Source organism: Streptomyces sp. NPDC091292 (assembly GCF_044757265.1).
In the GTDB taxonomy this organism is placed as follows: Bacteria; Actinomycetota; Actinomycetes; order Streptomycetales; family Streptomycetaceae; genus Streptomyces.
In genome coordinates, this window is the sequence record NZ_JBIVUQ010000001.1 from 1,148,087 (window position 1) to 1,166,904 (window position 18,818).

Annotated in this window: 10 protein-coding genes; 7 read left to right on the forward strand and 3 right to left on the reverse strand. The window is 70.7% G+C overall.

Annotated features, from left to right (window positions below):
* Window positions 1-95: 95 nt before the first annotated feature.
* Both ACIQNU_RS05745 and ACIQNU_RS05750 read left to right on the forward strand, forming a co-directional pair.
* The gene (locus ACIQNU_RS05745; RefSeq protein ID WP_401361243.1) at window positions 96-3,128 is read left to right on the forward strand and encodes a bifunctional [glutamine synthetase] adenylyltransferase/[glutamine synthetase]-adenylyl-L-tyrosine phosphorylase; all 3,033 of its coding nucleotides are present in this window, start codon (window positions 96-98) and stop codon (window positions 3,126-3,128) included.
* A 46-nt stretch (window positions 3,129-3,174) separates the two neighbouring features.
* Window positions 3,175-4,767 (forward strand): amidohydrolase, encoded by a 1,593-nt coding sequence (locus ACIQNU_RS05750; protein WP_401361245.1) that lies wholly within the window; start codon window positions 3,175-3,177, stop codon window positions 4,765-4,767.
* Window positions 4,768-5,078: 311 nt separating this feature from the next.
* Here the strand turns inward: ACIQNU_RS05750 and ACIQNU_RS05755 are convergent, their stop codons facing one another.
* Both ACIQNU_RS05755 and ACIQNU_RS05760 read right to left on the reverse strand, forming a co-directional pair.
* On the reverse strand, window positions 5,079-6,002 hold the full coding sequence (locus tag ACIQNU_RS05755; RefSeq protein ID WP_401361247.1) for a phosphatase PAP2 family protein: 924 nt from the start codon (window positions 6,000-6,002) through the stop codon (window positions 5,079-5,081).
* Window positions 6,003-6,029: 27 nt separating this feature from the next.
* A complete protein-coding gene (locus tag ACIQNU_RS05760) occupies window positions 6,030-7,112 on the reverse strand; it encodes a LacI family DNA-binding transcriptional regulator (RefSeq protein WP_401361249.1) in 1,083 nt (360 codons plus the stop codon).
* Between the two features lie 412 nt (window positions 7,113-7,524).
* On the opposite strand from ACIQNU_RS05760, the gene ACIQNU_RS05765 reads away from it, so the two are divergent.
* The 5 genes from ACIQNU_RS05765 to pulA all read left to right on the forward strand — a co-directional run bounded on the left by ACIQNU_RS05765 (window position 7,525) and on the right by pulA (window position 18,061).
* Complete coding sequence (locus tag ACIQNU_RS05765; RefSeq protein ID WP_401361251.1) at window positions 7,525-8,802, forward strand: extracellular solute-binding protein; 1,278 nt, start codon at window positions 7,525-7,527, stop codon at window positions 8,800-8,802.
* A gap of 122 nt (window positions 8,803-8,924) precedes the next feature.
* On the forward strand, window positions 8,925-9,929 hold the full coding sequence (locus tag ACIQNU_RS05770; protein WP_401361253.1) for a carbohydrate ABC transporter permease: 1,005 nt from the start codon (window positions 8,925-8,927) through the stop codon (window positions 9,927-9,929).
* A 16-nt stretch (window positions 9,930-9,945) separates the two neighbouring features.
* Entirely contained in the window at window positions 9,946-10,860 is a 915-nt protein-coding gene (locus tag ACIQNU_RS05775) for a sugar ABC transporter permease (protein WP_401361255.1), read from the forward strand.
* Window positions 10,861-10,950: 90 nt separating this feature from the next.
* Window positions 10,951-12,651 (forward strand): glycoside hydrolase family 13 protein, encoded by a 1,701-nt coding sequence (locus ACIQNU_RS05780; protein WP_401361257.1) that lies wholly within the window; start codon window positions 10,951-10,953, stop codon window positions 12,649-12,651.
* 100 nt (window positions 12,652-12,751) lie between these two features.
* A complete protein-coding gene (gene pulA, locus ACIQNU_RS05785; protein ID WP_401361259.1) occupies window positions 12,752-18,061 on the forward strand; it encodes a pullulanase-type alpha-1,6-glucosidase in 5,310 nt (1,769 codons plus the stop codon).
* Between the two features lie 22 nt (window positions 18,062-18,083).
* Here pulA and ACIQNU_RS05790 read toward each other — a convergent pair whose 3' ends face one another.
* On the reverse strand, window positions 18,084-18,782 hold the full coding sequence (locus ACIQNU_RS05790) for a TetR/AcrR family transcriptional regulator (RefSeq protein ID WP_401361261.1): 699 nt from the start codon (window positions 18,780-18,782) through the stop codon (window positions 18,084-18,086).
* Window positions 18,783-18,818 lie beyond the last annotated feature (36 nt).

Below are 18,818 nucleotides of genomic sequence, written 5' to 3' on the forward strand. Positions count from 1 at the left end.
TGGTGCCTGCGAAAGGGAGACCTCGCACACGCGCGGAATTCATCGGCCAGGTCGTAGGCTCGCTTCAGCTGTGATCGATCAGGAGGGCGGCGGACATGACGGTGCCGCAAGGGCGCAGGAGCAGTACGTTCACCCGGCTGCTGCGGCACGGCTTCACCGACCCGTCCACGGCGGAGCGGCTGCTCGGCAGCGAGTGTCTGTCACCCGTGCGCGGCGACCCTGTCCTGCTCGACGCCCTGGGCGGCGCCGCCGATCCCGATCTGGCGCTGCTCGGTCTGGTCCGCCTGGTCGAGGCGCAGCCGGACGCGCACGGCCGTCGCGTACTCCTGGACACGCTCATCGCGGCGAAGCCGCTGCGGGACCGGCTCCTCGGGGTGCTCGGCGCGTCGGAGGCGCTGGCCGACCATCTGGCCCGGCACCCGCAGGACTGGCAGGCGCTCGTCACGTACGAGGCGCAGGATCTGCACCCCGGTGTCGAGGACTTCGAGCGGGGTCTCGCCGATGCCACCGACCCCGTGTCGCTGCGGGTCGCCTACCGGCGCTGTCTGCTGTCCATCGCCGCGCGGGACGTCTGCGGCACGACCGACGTCGCCGAGACCGCCGCCGAACTCGCCGACCTCGCCACGGCGACCCTGCGCGCCGCGCTCGCCATCGCCCGCGCCGCCGCGCCCGAGGACGCCGCGCAGTGCCGGCTCGCCGTCATCGCGATGGGCAAGTGCGGGGGCCACGAGCTGAACTACGTCTCCGACGTGGACGTCATCTTCGTCGCGGAGCCCGTCACCAACGGCACCCTCCCCACGGGTGCGGACGGCTCGACCGAACCCGCCGACGAGACCGCCGCCCTCCGCGCCGCCACCCGCCTCGCCTCGCACCTGATGCGGATCTGCTCCGAGACGACCGTCGAAGGCACGATCTGGCCGGTCGACGCCAACCTGCGGCCCGAGGGCCGCAACGGGCCACTCGTCCGCACCCTCTCCAGCCACCTCGCCTACTACCAGCGCTGGGCGAAGACCTGGGAGTTCCAGGCGCTGCTCAAGGCCCGCCCGGTCGCCGGCGACCCCGAGCTGGGCGACGACTACGTCGCCACGCTCGCACCGCTCGTCTGGCAGGCCGCCGCACGGGACAACTTCGTCGCCGATGTGCAGGAGATGCGCCGCCGGGTCGTCGCGAACATTCCGGTGGGCGAGATCGACCGCGAGCTGAAGCTCGGTCCCGGCGGTCTGCGGGACGTCGAATTCGCCGTACAGCTCCTCCAGTTGGTGCACGGCCGCGCCGACACCTCGCTGCGCAGCGGCACCACGCTGGACGCGCTGCGGGCGCTCGCCGCCGGCGGATACGTGGGCCGGGTCGACGCCGCGCAGCTCGACGAGGCGTACCGCTTCCTGCGCACCCTCGAACACCGCATCCAGCTCTACCGGCTGCGGCGTACGCATCTCGTACCCGAGGACGAGGCCGACCAGCGGCGCATCGGCCGCTCGCTGGGGATGCGCACCGAGCCGATCACCGATCTGGGCCGCGCCTGGCGCCGGCACACCTCCGTCGTCCGCCGGCTGCACGAGAAGCTGTTCTACCGGCCGCTGCTCGACGCCGTCGCCCAACTCGCCACCGGCGAGGCCCGGTTGAGCACCGACGCGGCCCGCGCCCGGATGGTCGCCCTCGGCTACGCGGACCCGGGGGCGGCCCTGCGCCACCTGGAGGCGCTGGCGTCGGGGGTGACCCGCAAGGCGGCGATCCAGCGGACGCTGCTGCCGGTCATGCTCGGCTGGTTCGCGGACTCCGCCGACCCGGACGCCGGGCTGCTGAACTTCCGCAAGGTGTCCGACGCGCTCGGCAAGACACCGTGGTATTTGCGGCTGCTGCGGGACGAGGGCGCGGCGGCGGAGAACCTCGCCCGCGTCCTGTCCGCCGGGCGGCTCGCGCCCGACCTGCTGATGCGGGCGCCCGAGGCGGTCGCGCTGCTCGGCGACCCGAGCGGACTCGTCCCGCGCGACCGGGCCCATCTGGAGCAGGAGATCCTTGCCGCCGTCGGCCGCGCGGACGGCGCCGAACAGGCCGTCGTCGCGGCGCGCGGAGTCCGCCGTCGCGAGCTGTTCCGTACGACGGCGGGTGACATCGTCGGCTCCTACGGCACCGAGGAGAACCCCGTCGAGGCCGATCAGGGCGCGCTGGTGGACCGGGTCGGCGGCGCCGTGTCCGACCTCACGGCGGCGACACTCGCCGGGACCCTGCGGGCCGTCGTCCGCGCGGGCTGGGGCGACGAACTCCCCACCCGTTTCGCGGTCATCGGCATGGGCCGCTTCGGCGGCCACGAACTGGGTTACGGGTCCGACGCCGACGTCCTCTTCGTGCACGAGCCGCGCCCCGGCGTCGTGGAACACGAGGCCGCGAAGGCGGCGAACGCCGTGGTCTCCGAGATGCGGCGGCTCCTCCAACTCCCTTCCGCAGACCCGCCGTTGCTCATCGACGCGGACCTGCGCCCGGAGGGTAGGAGCGGCCCGCTGGTCCGCACCCTCAAGTCGTACGAGGCGTACTACCGCCGCTGGTCCCTGGTCTGGGAGTCCCAGGCGCTGCTGCGGGCCGAACATGTCGCCGGTGACGCCGAGCTGGGCGCCCGCTTCATCGACCTCGTCGACCCGCTCCGCTACCCCGCCGAAGGGCTCGGCCAGGACGCGGTGCGCGAGATCCGGCGGCTGAAGGCCCGCATGGAGTCGGAACGCCTGCCGCGCGGCGCGGACCCGACACTCCACACCAAGCTGGGGCGCGGCGGGCTGTCCGACGTCGAGTGGACGGTGCAACTGCTGCAACTGCGCCACGGCTGGGCGGAGCCGGGGCTGCGCACCACACGGACCCGCGACGCCCTCGCGGCGGCCTGCGCCGCGAAGCTGATCGGCGGCGAGGACGCGGCGACCCTGGACGAGGCATGGGTCCTCGCGACGCGCGTACGCAACGCGGTGATGCTGGTCCGTGGCCGGGCCGGCGACACCTTCCCTTCCGACGGCCGCGAGCTGGCCGCCGTGGGCCGCTACCTGGGCTACGGCCCCGGGCACGTGGGCGACATGCTGGACGACTACCGCAGGGTGACGCGGCGCGCGAGAGCGGTGACGGACGAGCTGTTCTACGGTTCGTAGCCCCGGGACCCGACATCTACGCCCGCTTCCCTGAGGAACCGAACTGATGCAGCACAGCAAGTCCGTGGCCGGCACGTCCGTGGCCGATCTCGTCCTGACCGGCGCCCGGGTCCGCACCCTCGATCCCGCGCGCCCCTCGGCGAGCGCCGTCGCGGTACGGGACGGCGTGATCGTGGCCGTCGGTGACGAAGGGGACGTACGCGACTGGCGCGGCGCCGGTACCGAGGTCGTGGACCTCGGCGGCGCCACCCTCGTGCCGGGGCTCACCGATGCCCACAGCCACCCCGTGTGGGGGCTGGAGATGGCGACAGGGGCCGATCTGTCGGGGGTGCGGGACCTCGCGGAGTTGCGGGCGGCGCTCGCGGGCGCGGAACGCGTCGACGGCTGGATCATCGGCTGGGGCCTCGACCACAACGCCTTCGGCGGCCGGCCGCCGCACCGCTCCCTGATCGAGGACGCCCTCGGCGGCGCCCCCGCCTTCCTGCGGCTGTACGACGGCCACTCGGCGCTGGTCAGCGGCGCGGCTCTCACGGCGGCCGGCGTCACGGGCCCCCGCGACTTCCCGCAGCGCTCGGAGGTCGTCTGCGACAGCGAGGGCAGGCCCACCGGACACCTGATCGAGCACGCCGCGATGGACCTGGTCGGGGAGGTGCTGCCCCGCCTCCCGTACGAGGTCCGGCGCGCCCGGCTGCTCGACCTGCTGTCGGGGATGGCGGCCACCGGGCTGACCGGCGCCCATGTCATGGACCTGGGCGATGTGGACCTGCTGGCCGCGGTGGCCGAGGAGACGGTCCTTCCGCTGCGGCTGCGGTTCGCGCCCTGGTGCATGCCGGGCGCGGACCGCGACACCCTGGACGAACTGGTCGCCACCCAGGCGCGGCGGGGCCGGAACTGGCGGGTCGGCGGCGTCAAGTTCTTCATGGACGGCACCGTCGAGGGCGGCACGGCCTGGCTGGAACACGCCGACTGCCACGGCCAGGGCACCGACGCCTTCTGGCCGGACCCGGCCCAGTACGCGGCTGCCGTACGGCACCTCCACGCGGCCGGCGTCCGGACCGCCACGCACGCCATCGGGGACGCGGCGGTACGGCATGTCCTGGACACGGTGGAGTCGCTGGGCGCCGACGCCTTCCTGCGGCACCGGATCGAACACATCGAGACGGTGCCGGACGACACGGTGACCAGGTTCGCGCGGCTCGGGGTCGTGGCGTCGATGCAACCGCAGCACGCCGCCTACACCCGCGCGGACCACACCGACGAATGGTCCCGACGGCTCGGCCCCGACCGCGCGGCGCGCGCCTGGCGCATCCGGGATCTGCGGGACGCCGGCGCGTATGTCGCGCTCGGCTCCGACTGGCCGATCGCAGGGTACGACGCACGCACGGTTCTCGCGACCGCGCGAGTGCCCCGCGGCGCGTCTTCGGGCTCCGGGCTGACGGGACTCATGGCACTGGAGGGCCTGACCTCACACGCGGCGGTCGCGGCAGGCGAAGCGAAGGTGGCGGGCCGTATCGCCCCCGGCTACCGTGCCGACCTGACGGCCCTGACCCTGGACCCGGTAACGGCGTCCCCGGACGAGGTGACGGAGGCGCCAGTGCGTCTGACGGTGGTGGCGGGCCGGGTGACGCACCGGGCTTGAGCGAGGCCGGATGGCATGCCGTGCTTGACCGAGTGGCCCCTGAGTGGCCCCCGAGCGGCGCTCGAACACCGCCGGCGACGAGCGTCGTGGCTGATCGCCGTCGCGGCGGAACGAACAGCGGACGGAGGAGGGCCCGGGTCGAGCGCCGCCGGCTGATCCTGCCGGGTCGGCATCTCCGCCGCGACGGCGCTCAGCCACTACGGCGCACCCCGGCGGTGCCGACCTTCCGCAACCCCCGTCCGCGCCACTACGGCGCACCCCGGCGGTGCCGACCTTCCGCACCCCCCGTCCGTGCCCCGCCGGTCGAACCGCTACGCCTTCGACGGCTCCGGTGCGGGCTTCCCCGTACCCCTGCGGTCTCTCGCCGGGAGCCTCGGGAGGCGGTACGGCAATGCCCCGTACCACGTCCGTGCCACCAGGAAGCCGAAGGCCAGGCAGAGCATGCCACCGACCGCGTCCAGCCAGAAGTGGTTGGCGGTGGCGACGATCACCACGAGGGTCGCCACCGGGTACAGCAGCCCGAGGACCCGCACCCACGGCACCGACGCCAGCGCGAAGATGGTCAGCCCGCACCACAGGGACCAGCCGATGTGCATCGAGGGCATCGCCGCGTACTGGTTCGACATGTTCTTCAGGTCGCCCGACGCCATCGAGCCCCACGTCTCATGGACCTTGACGGTGTCGATGAAGTGGCCGCCGGTCATCAGGCGGGGCGGCGCCAGCGGATACAGGTAGTAGCCGACGAGGGCGACCGCCGTGGTCGCGAAGAGGGCGAGTCTCGCCGCCGCGTACCGTCCGGGATGCGAGCGGTAGAGCCAGACCAGGACGCCGAGCGTCACGACGAAGTGCAGCGTCGCGTAGTAGTAGTTCATGCCGACGATCAGCCATGTCACGGAGTTCAGCGCGTGATTGACCGACTGTTCGACCGCGATCCCCAGGTCGTGTTCGAGCCGCCAGATCCAGTCCGCGTTCCGCAGGGCCTGCGCCTTCTGCTCGGGGACCGCGTTGCGGATCAGTGAGTACGTCCAGTAGCTCACGGCGATCAGCAGGATCTCGAACCAGAGCCGGGGCCGGCGCGGTGTCCGCAGCCGGCCGAGCAGTACGCGAGGGGACCACTTGCCAGGGGCGCCCGCGCCCTCCACCGGGGCGTTGACCCTTTCCCGCGGTTCGGACTCCGGACCCCCGCTGGTCGCCTCCCGTTGGCCGTCCAGTGTCGTCACGGTCGTCTCTCCCATAAGGAAAGAGTCTACGAGAAATCCCTTCTACGCCCGATCATCCCCCGGTCGGGTCCCGCTCGCATTCTCTCCACCCTGCGGACGATTTCGCTCCCCAGGGGCCGAGGCGGTGGAACCCCGGACCACCAGGTCCGGCATGAAAACGAACTCACTGTGAGGCGCGGGTGTCCCCCCGATTTCCTCCAGGAGCGTCCGCACCGCCGCCTGCCCCATCGCGGGCACCGGCTTGCGGACCGTGGTCAGCGGTGGGTCGGTGAACGCGATCAGCGGCGAATCGTCGAATCCGACGACGGATATGTCGTCCGGCACCTCAAGCCCGCGCTGCCGGGCGGCCCGGATCGCGCCGAGCGCCATCATGTCGCTCGCGCACACGACCGCCGTGCACTCCCGGTCGATCAGCGCGGTCGCCGCCGCCTGCCCGCCCTCCAGGGTGTACAGGGAGTGCTGGACCAGCCGGGTCCCTATGTCCTCGGGCGTCAGGTCGAGCAGGTCCCGCATGGTGCGGACGAACCCCTCGATCTTCCGCTGCACCGGTACGAACCGCTTCGGACCCAGCGCGAGCCCGATCCGGGTGTGCCCGAGGGAGACCAGATGGGTGACGGCGAGCTGCATCGCGGCCCGGTCGTCCGGCGAGATGAAAGGTGCCTGCACCCTCGGTGAGAAGCCGTCCACGAGGACGAACGGCACCCCCTGCGCCCGCAACTGCTCGTAGCGCTGGGTGTCCGCCGTGGTGTCGGCGTGCAGCCCGGAGACGTAGATGATGCCGGCGACACCCCGGTCGACGAGCATTTCCGTCAGCTCGTCCTCGGTGGAGCCGCCCGGGGTCTGTGTGGCCAGTACGGGGGTGTACCCCTCGCGGGTCAGGGCCTGGCCGATGACCTGGGCGAGCGCGGGGAATATCGGGTTCTCCAGCTCCGGGGTGATCAGCCCGACCAGACCCGCGCTGCGCTGCCGCAGCCGCACCGGACGCTCGTAGCCGAGGACGTCGAGCGCGGCGAGTACGGACTGGCGGGTGGTCGGGGCCACACCCGGCTTGCCGTTGAGCACCCGGCTGACGGTCGCCTCGCTGACACCCGCCTGGGCTGCGATGTCGGCGAGGCGTGCGGTCACGGGAGTGGACTGTACCTGCCGCGTGACGGACTGCCCACCAACCGGGCGCCGGGTGCCGTGCGTTGAACGGCGCGCCGCGGGCTGCTGCGTCATCGCGCTCCTCTTGTTGCGGTAGAGCCGTCTCGCCGTGGTCGCGACGAGTGGGGGGAATATCCGGACATCAAGGGCATCGGGGTATCAAATGCCAAGGTAAGACCGGACATCGAGCGATGATTCCCCGGCCCGGCGCGGATGGCAAGACCTTGCAGCGACTTGCGAAACGACTTGCACTTTTTTGCTGCAAGGTCTTTCGCACCGGTTGCATCGCTGTTACGTTCACGTCGCCCGGCGGCCGAAAAGGCATGGTCGGCAAGTCGGCCAAGGGGGGCGGGCGGGACCGCTCCCCACGGGCCTTCACCCTCAAGGAGATCTCATGCGGCGTGGCATAGCGGCCACCGCGCTGGCGGCGTCCCTCGCCCTCACGGCGACGGCCTGCGGCGGAAGCGACAGCGGCAAGGACGGCAAGGCCGACGGGCCCGTGACGCTCACGTGGTGGGACACGTCGAACGCCACCAACGAGGCCCCGACCTACAAGGCGTTGGCCAAGGAGTTCGAGAAGCAGAACTCCGGCATCAAGGTCAAGTACGTCAACGTGCCGTTCGACCAGGCGCAGAACAAGTTCGACACCGCCGCCGGCAGCAAGGGCGCCCCGGACATCCTGCGCGCCGAGGTCGGCTGGACGCCTGCCTTCGCGAAGAAGAGCTTCCTGCTGCCGCTCGACGGCACCGAGGCCCTTGCCGACCAGGACAAGTTCCAGCCGAACCTGCTGAAGCAGGCGCAGTTCGAGGGCAAGACGTACGGTGTGCCGTTCGTCACCGACACCCTCGCGCTGGTCTACAACAAGGAACTCTTCGCGAAGGCCGGCATCGACAAGGCGCCCACCACCTGGGACGACCTGAAGGCCGCCGCCGCCACCATCAAGTCCAAGACCGGAGTCGACGGCTACTGGGGCTCCACGCAGGCGTACTACGCGCAGCCCTACCTCTACGGCGAGGGCACCGACACCATCGACGCGGACGCCAAGAAGCGCACCATCACCGGTGACGCGGCCGTCAAGGGCCTCACCACCTGGCAGGGCATGTTCGACGGCAAGGGCCTGCACAAGGCCGACACCACCGCCGACGCGTACGCCCACATCCAGGACGCGTTCGTCAACGGCAAGGTCGCCGCGATCATGCAGGGCCCGTGGGAGATCACCAACTTCTACAAGGGTTCCGCCTTCACGGACAAGGCCAACCTCGGTATCGCCCCCGTCCCCGGCGGCTCCACCGGCAAGGCGGGCGCCCCGACCGGCGGCCACAACCTCTCCGTGTACGCGGGCTCCGACAAGGCGCACCAGGAAGCCGCGCTGAAGTTCGTGAACTTCATGACCTCCGCGAAGTCGCAGGAGCAGATCGCGCTCAAGAACTCCACGCTGCCGACCCGCGACGACGCCTACACCGCGCAGGTCAAGGCCGACCCGGGCATCGCCGGCTACCAGACGGTCCTCCCGATCGCCCAGCCGCGCCCGGCGCTCCCCGAGTACAGCTCCCTGTGGGGCCCCCTCGACACCGAGCTGCCGAAGATCGCCTCCGGCAAGGAGTCCCTGACCAAGGGCCTCGACAACGCCGACCTGGCGATGGAAAAGCTCCTGCCCGGCTTCACCAAGTGACCTGAGAGGCCGCCGGGTCCGCCCTGACGGGGGCGGTCGGATCCGGCGGCCCCCGCGCGCCTGCGCCCCGGCGCCGGCGGACCCGCGCGCTCGCAGCAGAACTCCCAGAAGGTGCCCGAACCATGACAGTCGCCGTCGAGACCACGGCCGCCGACAGCCGCCGTGACCGCGGACCGCAGCGGCCAGGACCACTGGAGCGCCTGAAGCGCTCGTACCAGAAGTACTGGTACGCGTACGCGATGATCCTGCCGGTCGTCGTCGTGCTCGGTGTGCTCGTGGGCTATCCGCTGGCGCGGGGCCTGTACCTCACGCTCACCGACGCCAACAGCCTCAACTCGGCCCGCACGATCGGCGTCAACCACATCGACGCCACGTACCAGTTCATCGGCCTCGACAACTACGCGGACATCCTCTGGGGCCCCACCGCCTACGACCGGTTCTGGTCGCACTTCGTGTGGACCGTCGTGTGGACCGTGCTGTGTGTCGCCCTGCACTACTTCATCGGGCTCGGGCTCGCCCTGCTGCTCAACCAGAAGCTGCGCGGCCGGACCGTCTACCGGCTGCTGCTGATCCTGCCGTGGGCGGTGCCCACCTTCGTCACCGTGTTCTCCTGGCGGATCATGCTCGCCGACTCCGGGCTCATCAACAGCATGCTCGGCTCGCTGCATCTGCCGCAGCCGCAGTGGCTGGAGGACACCACCTTCCAGCGGGCCGCCGCGATCCTCGTCAACACCTGGTGCGGTGTCCCCTTCATGATGGTGTCGCTCCTCGGCGGCCTCCAGTCCATCGACTCCGCGCTGTACGAGGCAGCGGAGATGGACGGCGCCAACGCCTGGCAGCGGTTCCGCCATGTCACCCTGCCCGGACTGCGCTCGGTCAGCTCGACCGTCGTGCTGCTCGGGGTGATCTGGACGTTCAACCAGTTCACGATCATCTTCCTGCTGTTCGGCAACAGCGCACCCGACGCCCAGATCCTCGTCACCTGGGCCTATCAGCTCGGCTTCGGCCAACAGCCGCGTGACTACGCCCAGTCCGCCGCGTACGGCGTGCTGCTCCTCTCCATCCTGATCGTCTTCACGTCCGTCTACCGCCGCTGGCTGGCCCGCAATGAGCAGATCGCCGTCTGAGGCAGGAGCCGTCCCCATGAGCCCGACCACCACCACCGAGGCGACGGCCCCCGCCACGCCGCCCGCCACCGCCGCGCCGAAGCCCCGTCGCACCGTGAGCCGCGACCGCAGGGGCCGCGCCACCGCCCTCGTGTCGCACGGCCTGCTGACCGTCGCCAGCCTGATCGCGCTGTTCCCGATCGTGTGGCTGATCTTCCTGTCGCTCGGCCCGGACAAGGACGACTACCTCCATCCGGGGCGCATCTTCGACAAGATGACGTTCTCCAACTACTCGTTCGTGTTGCAGCACACCAACTTCTTCAAGTGGCTGGAGTCCACGGTCATCGTGGCGCTCGGCACCACCGTCATCGGTGTCGCCTTCGCCGCGACCACCGGGTACGCCGTCTCCCGGATGCGCTTCCCCGGGTACAAGAAGCTGATGTGGCTGCTGCTGCTCACGCAGGCGTTCCCGATCGCCGTCCTCATCGTCCCGATGTACGAGATCCTCGGCGAACTCGGCCTCATCGACAGCTACGGCGCGCTCATCCTCATCTACTGCTCCACGGCGGTGCCGTACTGCGCGTGGCTGCTCAAGGGCTACTTCGACACCATTCCGATCGAGATCGACGAGGCCGGCCGCATCGACGGTCTGTCGCCCTTCGGCACGTTCTGGCGCCTGATCCTGCCGCTGGCCCGGCCGGGCCTCGCGGTCGCCGCGTTCTACACCTTCATCACCGCGTGGGGCGAGGTCGCCTTCGCCTCCACGTTCATGCTGGACGACCAGAAGTACACCTTCGCCGTCGGCCTCCAGAGCTTCATCAGCGAGCACGACGCACAGTGGAACTACATGGCCGCGACGGCGGTGTTGATCGCCGTGCCCGTCTCGGCGTTCTTCTACCTTGTGCAGAGGAATCTGGTGACGGGCCTCACATCGGGCGGCACCAAGGGCTGACGCCCACCCCCGACGCGACAAGGCCCGCACGCGACAAGCCCCCAACGCAACAAGTCCTCCTACGCAACCCCCTTACGCAGCAAGGACGTCATGAGTCAGCACACCGCCGACCAGCCGCAGACCTCGACCCTCGCCGCAGCGACCGGCCCCGACTGGTGGCGCGACGCGGTGATCTACCAGGTCTATCCCCGCAGCTTCGCCGACAGCAACGCCGACGGCATGGGTGACCTGGAGGGCGTACGCTCCCGGCTCCCGTACCTGCGCGACCTCGGTGTCGACGCCGTCTGGCTCAGCCCCTTCTACGCCTCACCGCAGGCCGACGCCGGCTACGACGTCGCCGACTACCGCGCCGTGGACCCCATGTTCGGCAACCTCCTGGACGCCGACGCCCTCATCCGCGACGCGCACGCACTGGATCTGCGGATCATCGTCGACCTCGTACCGAACCACTCGTCGGACCAGTACGAGTGGTTCAAGCGCGCCCTCGCCGAAGGCCCCGCTTCCCCGCTGCGCGAGCGCTACCACTTCCGCCCCGGGCGCGGCACGGACGGTGAACTCCCGCCCAACGACTGGGAGTCCATCTTCGGCGGCCCCGCCTGGACCCGCACGACGAATCCGGACGGCACGCCAGGGGACTGGTACCTCCACCTGTTCGCGCCGGAGCAGCCCGACTTCAACTGGGACCACCCGGCCGTCGGCGACGAGTTCCGCTCGATCCTGCGGTTCTGGCTCGACATGGGCGTCGACGGCTTCCGTATCGACGTCGCCCACGGCCTCGTCAAGGCGCCGGGCCTGCCCGACCTCGGCGCCCACGACCAGGTTCGGCTGCTCGGCAACGACGTGATGCCGTTCTTCGACCAGGACGGCGTCCACGCCATCTACCGCGCCTGGCGCGGCATCCTGGACGAGTACGCGGGTGAGCGCATCTTCGTCGCCGAGGCATGGACCCCGACCGTCGAACGCACCGCGCTGTACGTCCGGCCCGACGAACTCCACCAGGCCTTCAACTTCCAGTACCTGAGCGCCCCTTGGCAGGCCACCGAGCTGAGGGAGATCATCGACCGCTCCCTCGACTCGATGCGGCCCGTCGGCGCCCCGGCGACCTGGGTGCTGTCCAACCACGACGTCACCCGGCACGCGACCCGCTTCGCCAACCCGCCCGGACTCGGTACGCAGATCCGTACCGCCGGGGACCGGGAACTCGGCCTGCGCCGCGCCCGCGCCGCCACCCTCCTCATGCTGGCGCTGCCCGGCTCGGTCTACGTCTACCAGGGCGAGGAACTGGGCCTGCCCGATGTGGTCGACCTGCCCGACGAGGTCCGTCAGGACCCGTCCTTCTTCCGCGCCGCCGGACAGGACGGCTTCCGCGACGGCTGCCGGGTGCCGATCCCGTGGACGGTCGACGGCCCCTCGTACGGGTTCGGCGGCGGCGGGTCCTGGCTGCCGCAGCCCGAGGGCTGGGGGGAGTTGAGCGTGCAGGCCCAGACGGGGGTGGAGGGGTCGACGTTGGAGCTGTACCGGGCGGCGTTCGCCGCGAGGCGTTCGCACGCGGCGCTGGGCGCCGGGGACTCCGTCGTGTGGCTCGACGCGCCGGACGGTGTGCTGGCGTTCCGCCGGGAGAGCGGGGGTGCCGGATTCGTCTGCACGTCCAACACCACCGGATCTGCCGTACGGGTGCCTGTTTACGGGGATGTGGTGCTCGCCAGTGTTGAGGGGGGCGTTGTCCTGGCGGACGGCCTGGCCGAGTTGTCGGCTGATGTGACTGTTTGGTGGTCGGTCTCCTCCGACTGATGTCCATCGCGCCTCCGGCGCGATGTTGTCCCCGCGCGCCCGCCCCTCGAAGGGGCGGGCGCGCCGGTAAGAACCCACAGCCTCCTCGAAGGAGTCACCTGTGCTCATACGGAGAACAACCGTCGCGGCAGCCGTCATCGCGCTGTCGGCGACCCTCACTCCCGCCGCCTCCGCGGCCCCCAAACCCCCGCCCCCACCCCCGTCGGACAAGTCGCTGGCCGCAACCCCCGCCCGCCACGACCTCACCCGGGAGCAGTTCTACTTCGTGCTGCCCGACCGGTTCGCCAACGGGGACAAGGGCAACGACCGGGGCGGACTCACCGGTTCACGGCTCGCGACCGGGTTCGACCCCACCGACAAGGGGTTCTACCAGGGCGGCGACCTCAAGGGTCTGACGCAGCGGCTCGACTACATCAAGGGCCTCGGCACCACCGCGATCTGGCTCGCCCCGATCTTCAAGAACAAGCCGGTGCAGGGGGAGGGGAAGGATGCCTCGGCCGGTTATCACGGGTACTGGATCACCGACTTCACGCAGGTCGACCCGCACTTCGGCACCAACGCCGACCTGACGAAGCTGATCGACAAGGCCCACGGCAAGGGCATGAAGGTCTTCTTCGACGTCATCACCAACCACACCGCCGACACCGTCGACTACGCCGAGAAGAAGTACGGCTACCGCCCCAAGGGCGCGTACCCCTACCTCGACACCCAGGGCCGCCCCTTCGACGACCGCGACGGCATCGGCAAGGTCGACGCGGACTCCTTCCCGTACACGCCGACCGTCCGCACGGGCGAGAAGAAGGTGCCGGCGTGGCTCAACGACCCGACGATGTACCACAACCGGGGTGACTCGACCTTCGCGGGCGAGAGCGCCGAGTACGGCGACTTCAGCGGGCTCGACGACCTGTGGACCGAGCGGCCCGAAGTCGTCAGCGGCATGGAGAAGATCTACGAGAAGTGGGTCCGCGACTTCGACATCGACGGCTTCCGCATCGACACCGTCAAACACGTCGACATGGACTTCTGGACACAGTGGGCCACCGCGCTCGACGCGTACGCGGCGCGCCACGGCCGCGACGACTTCTTCATGTTCGGCGAGGTGTACTCCGCCGACACCGCGATCACCTCGCCCTATGTGACGCGCGGACGCCTCGACTCGACCCTCGACTTCCCCTTCCAGGACGCGGCCCGCGCCTACGCCTCACAGGGCGCGGGAGCCGAACGCCTCGGGAAGGTCTTCGCCGACGACTACCGGTACGCCACCGACAAGGCCAACGCCTATGAGCAGGTGACGTTCCTCGGCAACCACGACATGGGCCGCATCGGCACCTTCCTCAAGCAGGACAACCCGGGGGCCGGCGACGCCGAGCTGCTGAAGCGGGACCGGCTCGCCCATGAGCTGATGTTCCTCGGCCGTGGCAACCCGGTGATCTACTACGGCGACGAGCAGGGCTTCACGGGCGCGGGCGGCGACAAGGACGCCCGCCAGACCCTGTTCGCCTCGCAGGTCCCCGACTACCTGGACGACGACCAGCTCGGCACCGACCGCACCCACGCGAGCGACGCCTACGACACGAAGGCGCCGCTCTACCGCGACATCGCCGCGCTCTCCCAGCTCCGCAAGGACAACCCGGCGCTCGCCGACGGTGTGCAGACCGAGCGGTACGCCGAGGGCTCCGTGTACGCCTTCTCGCGCACCGACGGGCGCAAGCAGACCGAGTACGTCGTCGCCGTCAACAACGCCACGAGCGCGAAGACCGTGGAGATCCCGACCGGGTCCGCCGCCACCGACTTCCGTACCCTGTACGGCGGTTCGGGCACCGTGCGCAGCGACAGCGGCAAGAAGATCACGGTGACCGTGCCCGCGCTGTCGTCCCTCGTCCTCAAGGCCGCGAAGCCCCTGGGCACCCCGGCGACGAAGCCCGCGATCACGCTCAAGGCCCCGGCCGCCGGCGCCACCGGCACCGTCGAGCTGTCCGCCGACCTCGACGGCGGCGGCCTGAACCGGGTCGTGTTCGCCGCGCAGACCGGGGACGGACCCTGGCGCACCCTCGGTTCCGTGGACCACGCCCCGTACCGCATCACGCAGTACGTCCCGGAGAGCGTGCGGGCCGGGACCCCGCTGCGGTACAAGGCCGTCGTGGTGGACGGTGCCGGGCGGACGGCGAGCGACCGCGCGGAGACGACGGCCGGGCAGCCGCCCGCGCCCGAGAAGCCGAGCGCCGTGGAGCGCGACCACGCGGTCGTCCACTACAAGCGAGCCGACGGCGACTACGACGGCTGGCAGCTCAAGTCCGCAGGCAAGACAGGCCAATTCACCGGACGCGACGCCTTCGGAGCCTTCGCCTGGATCAAGCTGGACGACGGCGCCACCGACTTCACGTACACCGTCGAGAAGGGCGGCACCGCCGACGGACCGCAGCGGACCGTCGACCTCGCGAAGACCGGTGAGGTGTGGATCGAGCAGGGCGCCGGTGGGCAGGCCGACACCCGGCCCGACGGTGTCTATCCGCCGCAGGACAAGGGCAAGGCCGTCCTGCACTACCAGCGGCCCGGCGGCGACTACGACGGCTGGGGTCTGCACACCTGGACCGGCGCCGCGAACCCCACCGACTGGACCAAGCCGCTCCAGCCCGTGAAGAAGGACGCGTACGGCGTCACCTTCGAGGTCCCGCTCACCGAAGGCGCCACCTCGCTCAGCTACATCCTCCACAAGGGCGACGAGAAGGACCTCCCCAGCGACCAGTCCCTCGACCTCGCGACCTACGGGCACGAGGTGTGGATGCTCGCCGGGCAGCCGAAGTACCTGCTGCCGGGCACCGGCGGCGCGCCCGATCTCGACCTGGGCAAGGCCGAGGCGCAGTGGATCGACCGGGACACCGTCGTCTGGAAGGTCAAGGCCACCGAGGCCACCAGCCAGCAGCTCGTGTACGCGCCCGACGGCGGCATCACCGTCGAGGACGGCGCCCTGTCCGACGAGGGCCACTGGCTGCGCCTGAACCCGGGCGCGCTCACCGACGCCCAGAAGGCGGCCTACCCGCACCTCAAGGAGTACCCCGCCTTCACCGTCGACCCGAGGGACCGGGACAGGATCACGGACTCCCTGCGCGGCCAGCTCATCGCCACTCAGCGTGCCGCCAACGGCGCCCTGCTCGCGGCGACGGGCGTCCAGATTCCCGGTGTTCTCGACGCCGTGTACGGATCCGCCGCGACCAAGGCCGACCTCGGCCCTGTCTTCCGTGCCGGACGGCCCACGCTGTCCGTCTGGGCGCCCACCGCCCACGAGGTCGCCCTCGATCTGGACGGGCGCAAGGTGCCGATGCGCCGCGACGACCGTACCGGCGTCTGGTCGGTCACCGGCCCTGCGAGCTGGTCCGGAAAGCCGTACCGCTACCGGGTGACCGTCTGGGCGCCGACCGTCCGCAAGCTGGTGACCAACCTGGTCACCGACCCGTACGCCACCGCCCTCACCGCCGACTCCGCGCGCAGTCTCGTGGTCGACCTCGCCGACCCGAAGCTCGCGCCCAAGGGCTGGCGCACCCTGAAGAAGCCCGCCGCCGTGCCGCTGCGGGACGCCCAGATCCAGGAACTCCACATCCGGGATTTCTCCATCGGCGACCGCACGGCCAAGCACCCGGGCACCTATCTCGCGTTCACCGACAAGGAGAGCAAGGGCTCGAAGCATCTGCGGGAGCTGGCGAAGTCCGGTACCTCGTACGTGCATCTGCTGCCCGCGTTCGACATCGCGACGATCCCCGAGCGGCGGCAGGACCAGGCGCGGCCCGACTGCGACCTGGCGTCCTTCCCCGCCGACTCCGAGAAGCAGCAGGAGTGCGTCGCGAAGACCGCCGCGAAGGACGCGTACAACTGGGGCTACGACCCGTACCACTTCACGGTCCCCGAGGGCTCGTACGCGACCGATCCCGACGGGACACGGCGCACGGTCGAGTTCCGGGAGATGGTGTCGGGGCTCAACGGGGACGGGCTGCGGGTCGTGATGGACGTGGTCTACAACCACACCGCCGCGAGCGGCCAGGCGAACACCTCCGTTCTGGACCGGATCGTGCCCGGCTACTACCAGCGCCTCCTCGACGACGGCACGGTCGCGAACTCGACGTGCTGCGCCAACACCGCGCCCGAGCACGCCATGATGGGCAAGCTCGTCGTGGACTCGCTGGTCACCTGGGCGAAGGAGTACAAGGTCGACGGCTTCCGCTTCGACCTCATGGGCCACCACCCGAAGGCCAACATCCTGGCCGTACGCAAGGCTCTCGACGCGCTGACCCTCGCCAAGGACGGCGTGGACGGCAAGAAGATCGTGCTGTACGGCGAGGGCTGGAACTTCGGCGAGATCGCCGACGACGCCCGCTTCCTCCAGGCCACGCAGAAGAACATGGCCGGCACGGGCATCGCCACCTTCTCGGACCGGGCACGCGACGCGGTGCGCGGCGGCGGCCCCTTCGACGACGACCCGCGCGTCCAGGGCTTCGCCTCCGGCCTCTACACCGACCCCAACACCTCGCCCGCGAACGGCACCCGCGCCGAACAGAAGGCCCGCCTCCTGCACTACCAGGACCTCATCAAGGTCGGCCTGACGGGCAACCTCGCGTCGTACGCGTTCACCGACACGAGCGGGCGTACGGTCACGGGCGCGGAGGTCGACTACAACGGCTCGCCCGCCGGATACGCGGACGCGCCCGGCGACGCGCTCGCCTATGCCGACGCCCACGACAACGAGTCCCTGTACGACGCGCTCGCCTACAAGCTGCCGGTGTCGGCGAGCGCCGCCGACCGGGCGCGGATGCAGGTCGTCGCGCTGGCGACGGCCGCCCTGTCGCAGGGCCCCGCGCTCTCTCAGGCGGGCACCGACCTGCTGCGCTCCAAGTCCCTGGACCGCAACTCGTACGACAGCGGCGACTGGTTCAACGCGATCCACTGGGACTGCCGGGACGGCAACGGCTTCGGGCGCGGCCTGCCCCCGGCCACCGACAACCAGCCCAAGTGGCCTTACGCCAAGCCCCTGTTGACCGGGGTTCCGGCGGTCGGCTGCGCCGACATCGAGGGCACGTCGACCGCGTACCGCGATCTGCTGCGCATCCGGACCACCGAGCAGGGGTTCGGGCTGCGGACGGCCGGTGAGGTGAAGGACGCGCTGTCCTTCCCGCTGTCGGGCAAGGACGAGACACCCGGTGTCATCACCATGCGGCTCGGGTCGCTCGTGGTCGTCTTCAACGCGACCCCGGAGCGGCAGACGCAGACGGTGCCGGGGGCGGCCGGATCGGCGTACGGGCTGCATCCCGTGCAGGCGTCCGGCGCCGATCGGGTCGTGAAGTCGGCGTCCTACGACCGGGGGAGCGGCACCTTTGCCGTGCCCGGCAGGACGGTCGCGGTGTTCGCCGGCGAACGGTAGGGAGCGTGCTGCCCCGGGTGGTTCAGGCCGCCCGGGGCGCCAGCGCGACCAGCCGGCCCACGAGTTCGCTGAACGGGCCGTCGGCCGGCTCCTTGGCGAGGACGGCCATGAGAATGCCCGCCATCTCGTCGTCGCATGCGGCACTCACCGCGGTCAGCGCCGCGAAGTCATGGACGAGCTGCACCTCCAGCTCGGCGCGCGGAATGCGCCGCCCGTCGAGCCAGATCAGCGCGGTCGATTCGGCGAGCGAGATCCAGGACCGCACGACGAGTTCGAGCCGGGCGGGCGGCTTGTCGATGTCGAGATGCGCGAGGATCTGGAGGTACGCGGCCTGCCGCACCGAGTCGATGAGCGCGTTCGTCGCCGACGAGCCGACCGCCGGGCCGCCCCGCATCAGCGCCGAGAACCCGGGCCCGTGTTCGTCCACGAAGTCGAAGAAGCGGCACATGACGCGCAGCAGCCGAGTGCCGAGCGGGCCTTCGTGCGGCTCACGGAACCGGTCCGCGAGATCGCTCGCCGCCCGCGTCAGCGCGGCCTCGTACAGGCTCATCTTGCCGGGGAAGTAGTGGTACACCAGCGGCCGTGAGATGCCCGCCGCCGCGGCTATCTCGTCGATGGAGACCTCGTCGGGCGAGCGCCGGCTGAACAGTTCGAGGGCGACCCCGATCAGTTGCTGCCGCCGCTCCTCGACACCCATCCTGCGGCGCACCCCGGTAGTCATACGAACAGCCTATCGGGAGCGGACTCTTCACATGTC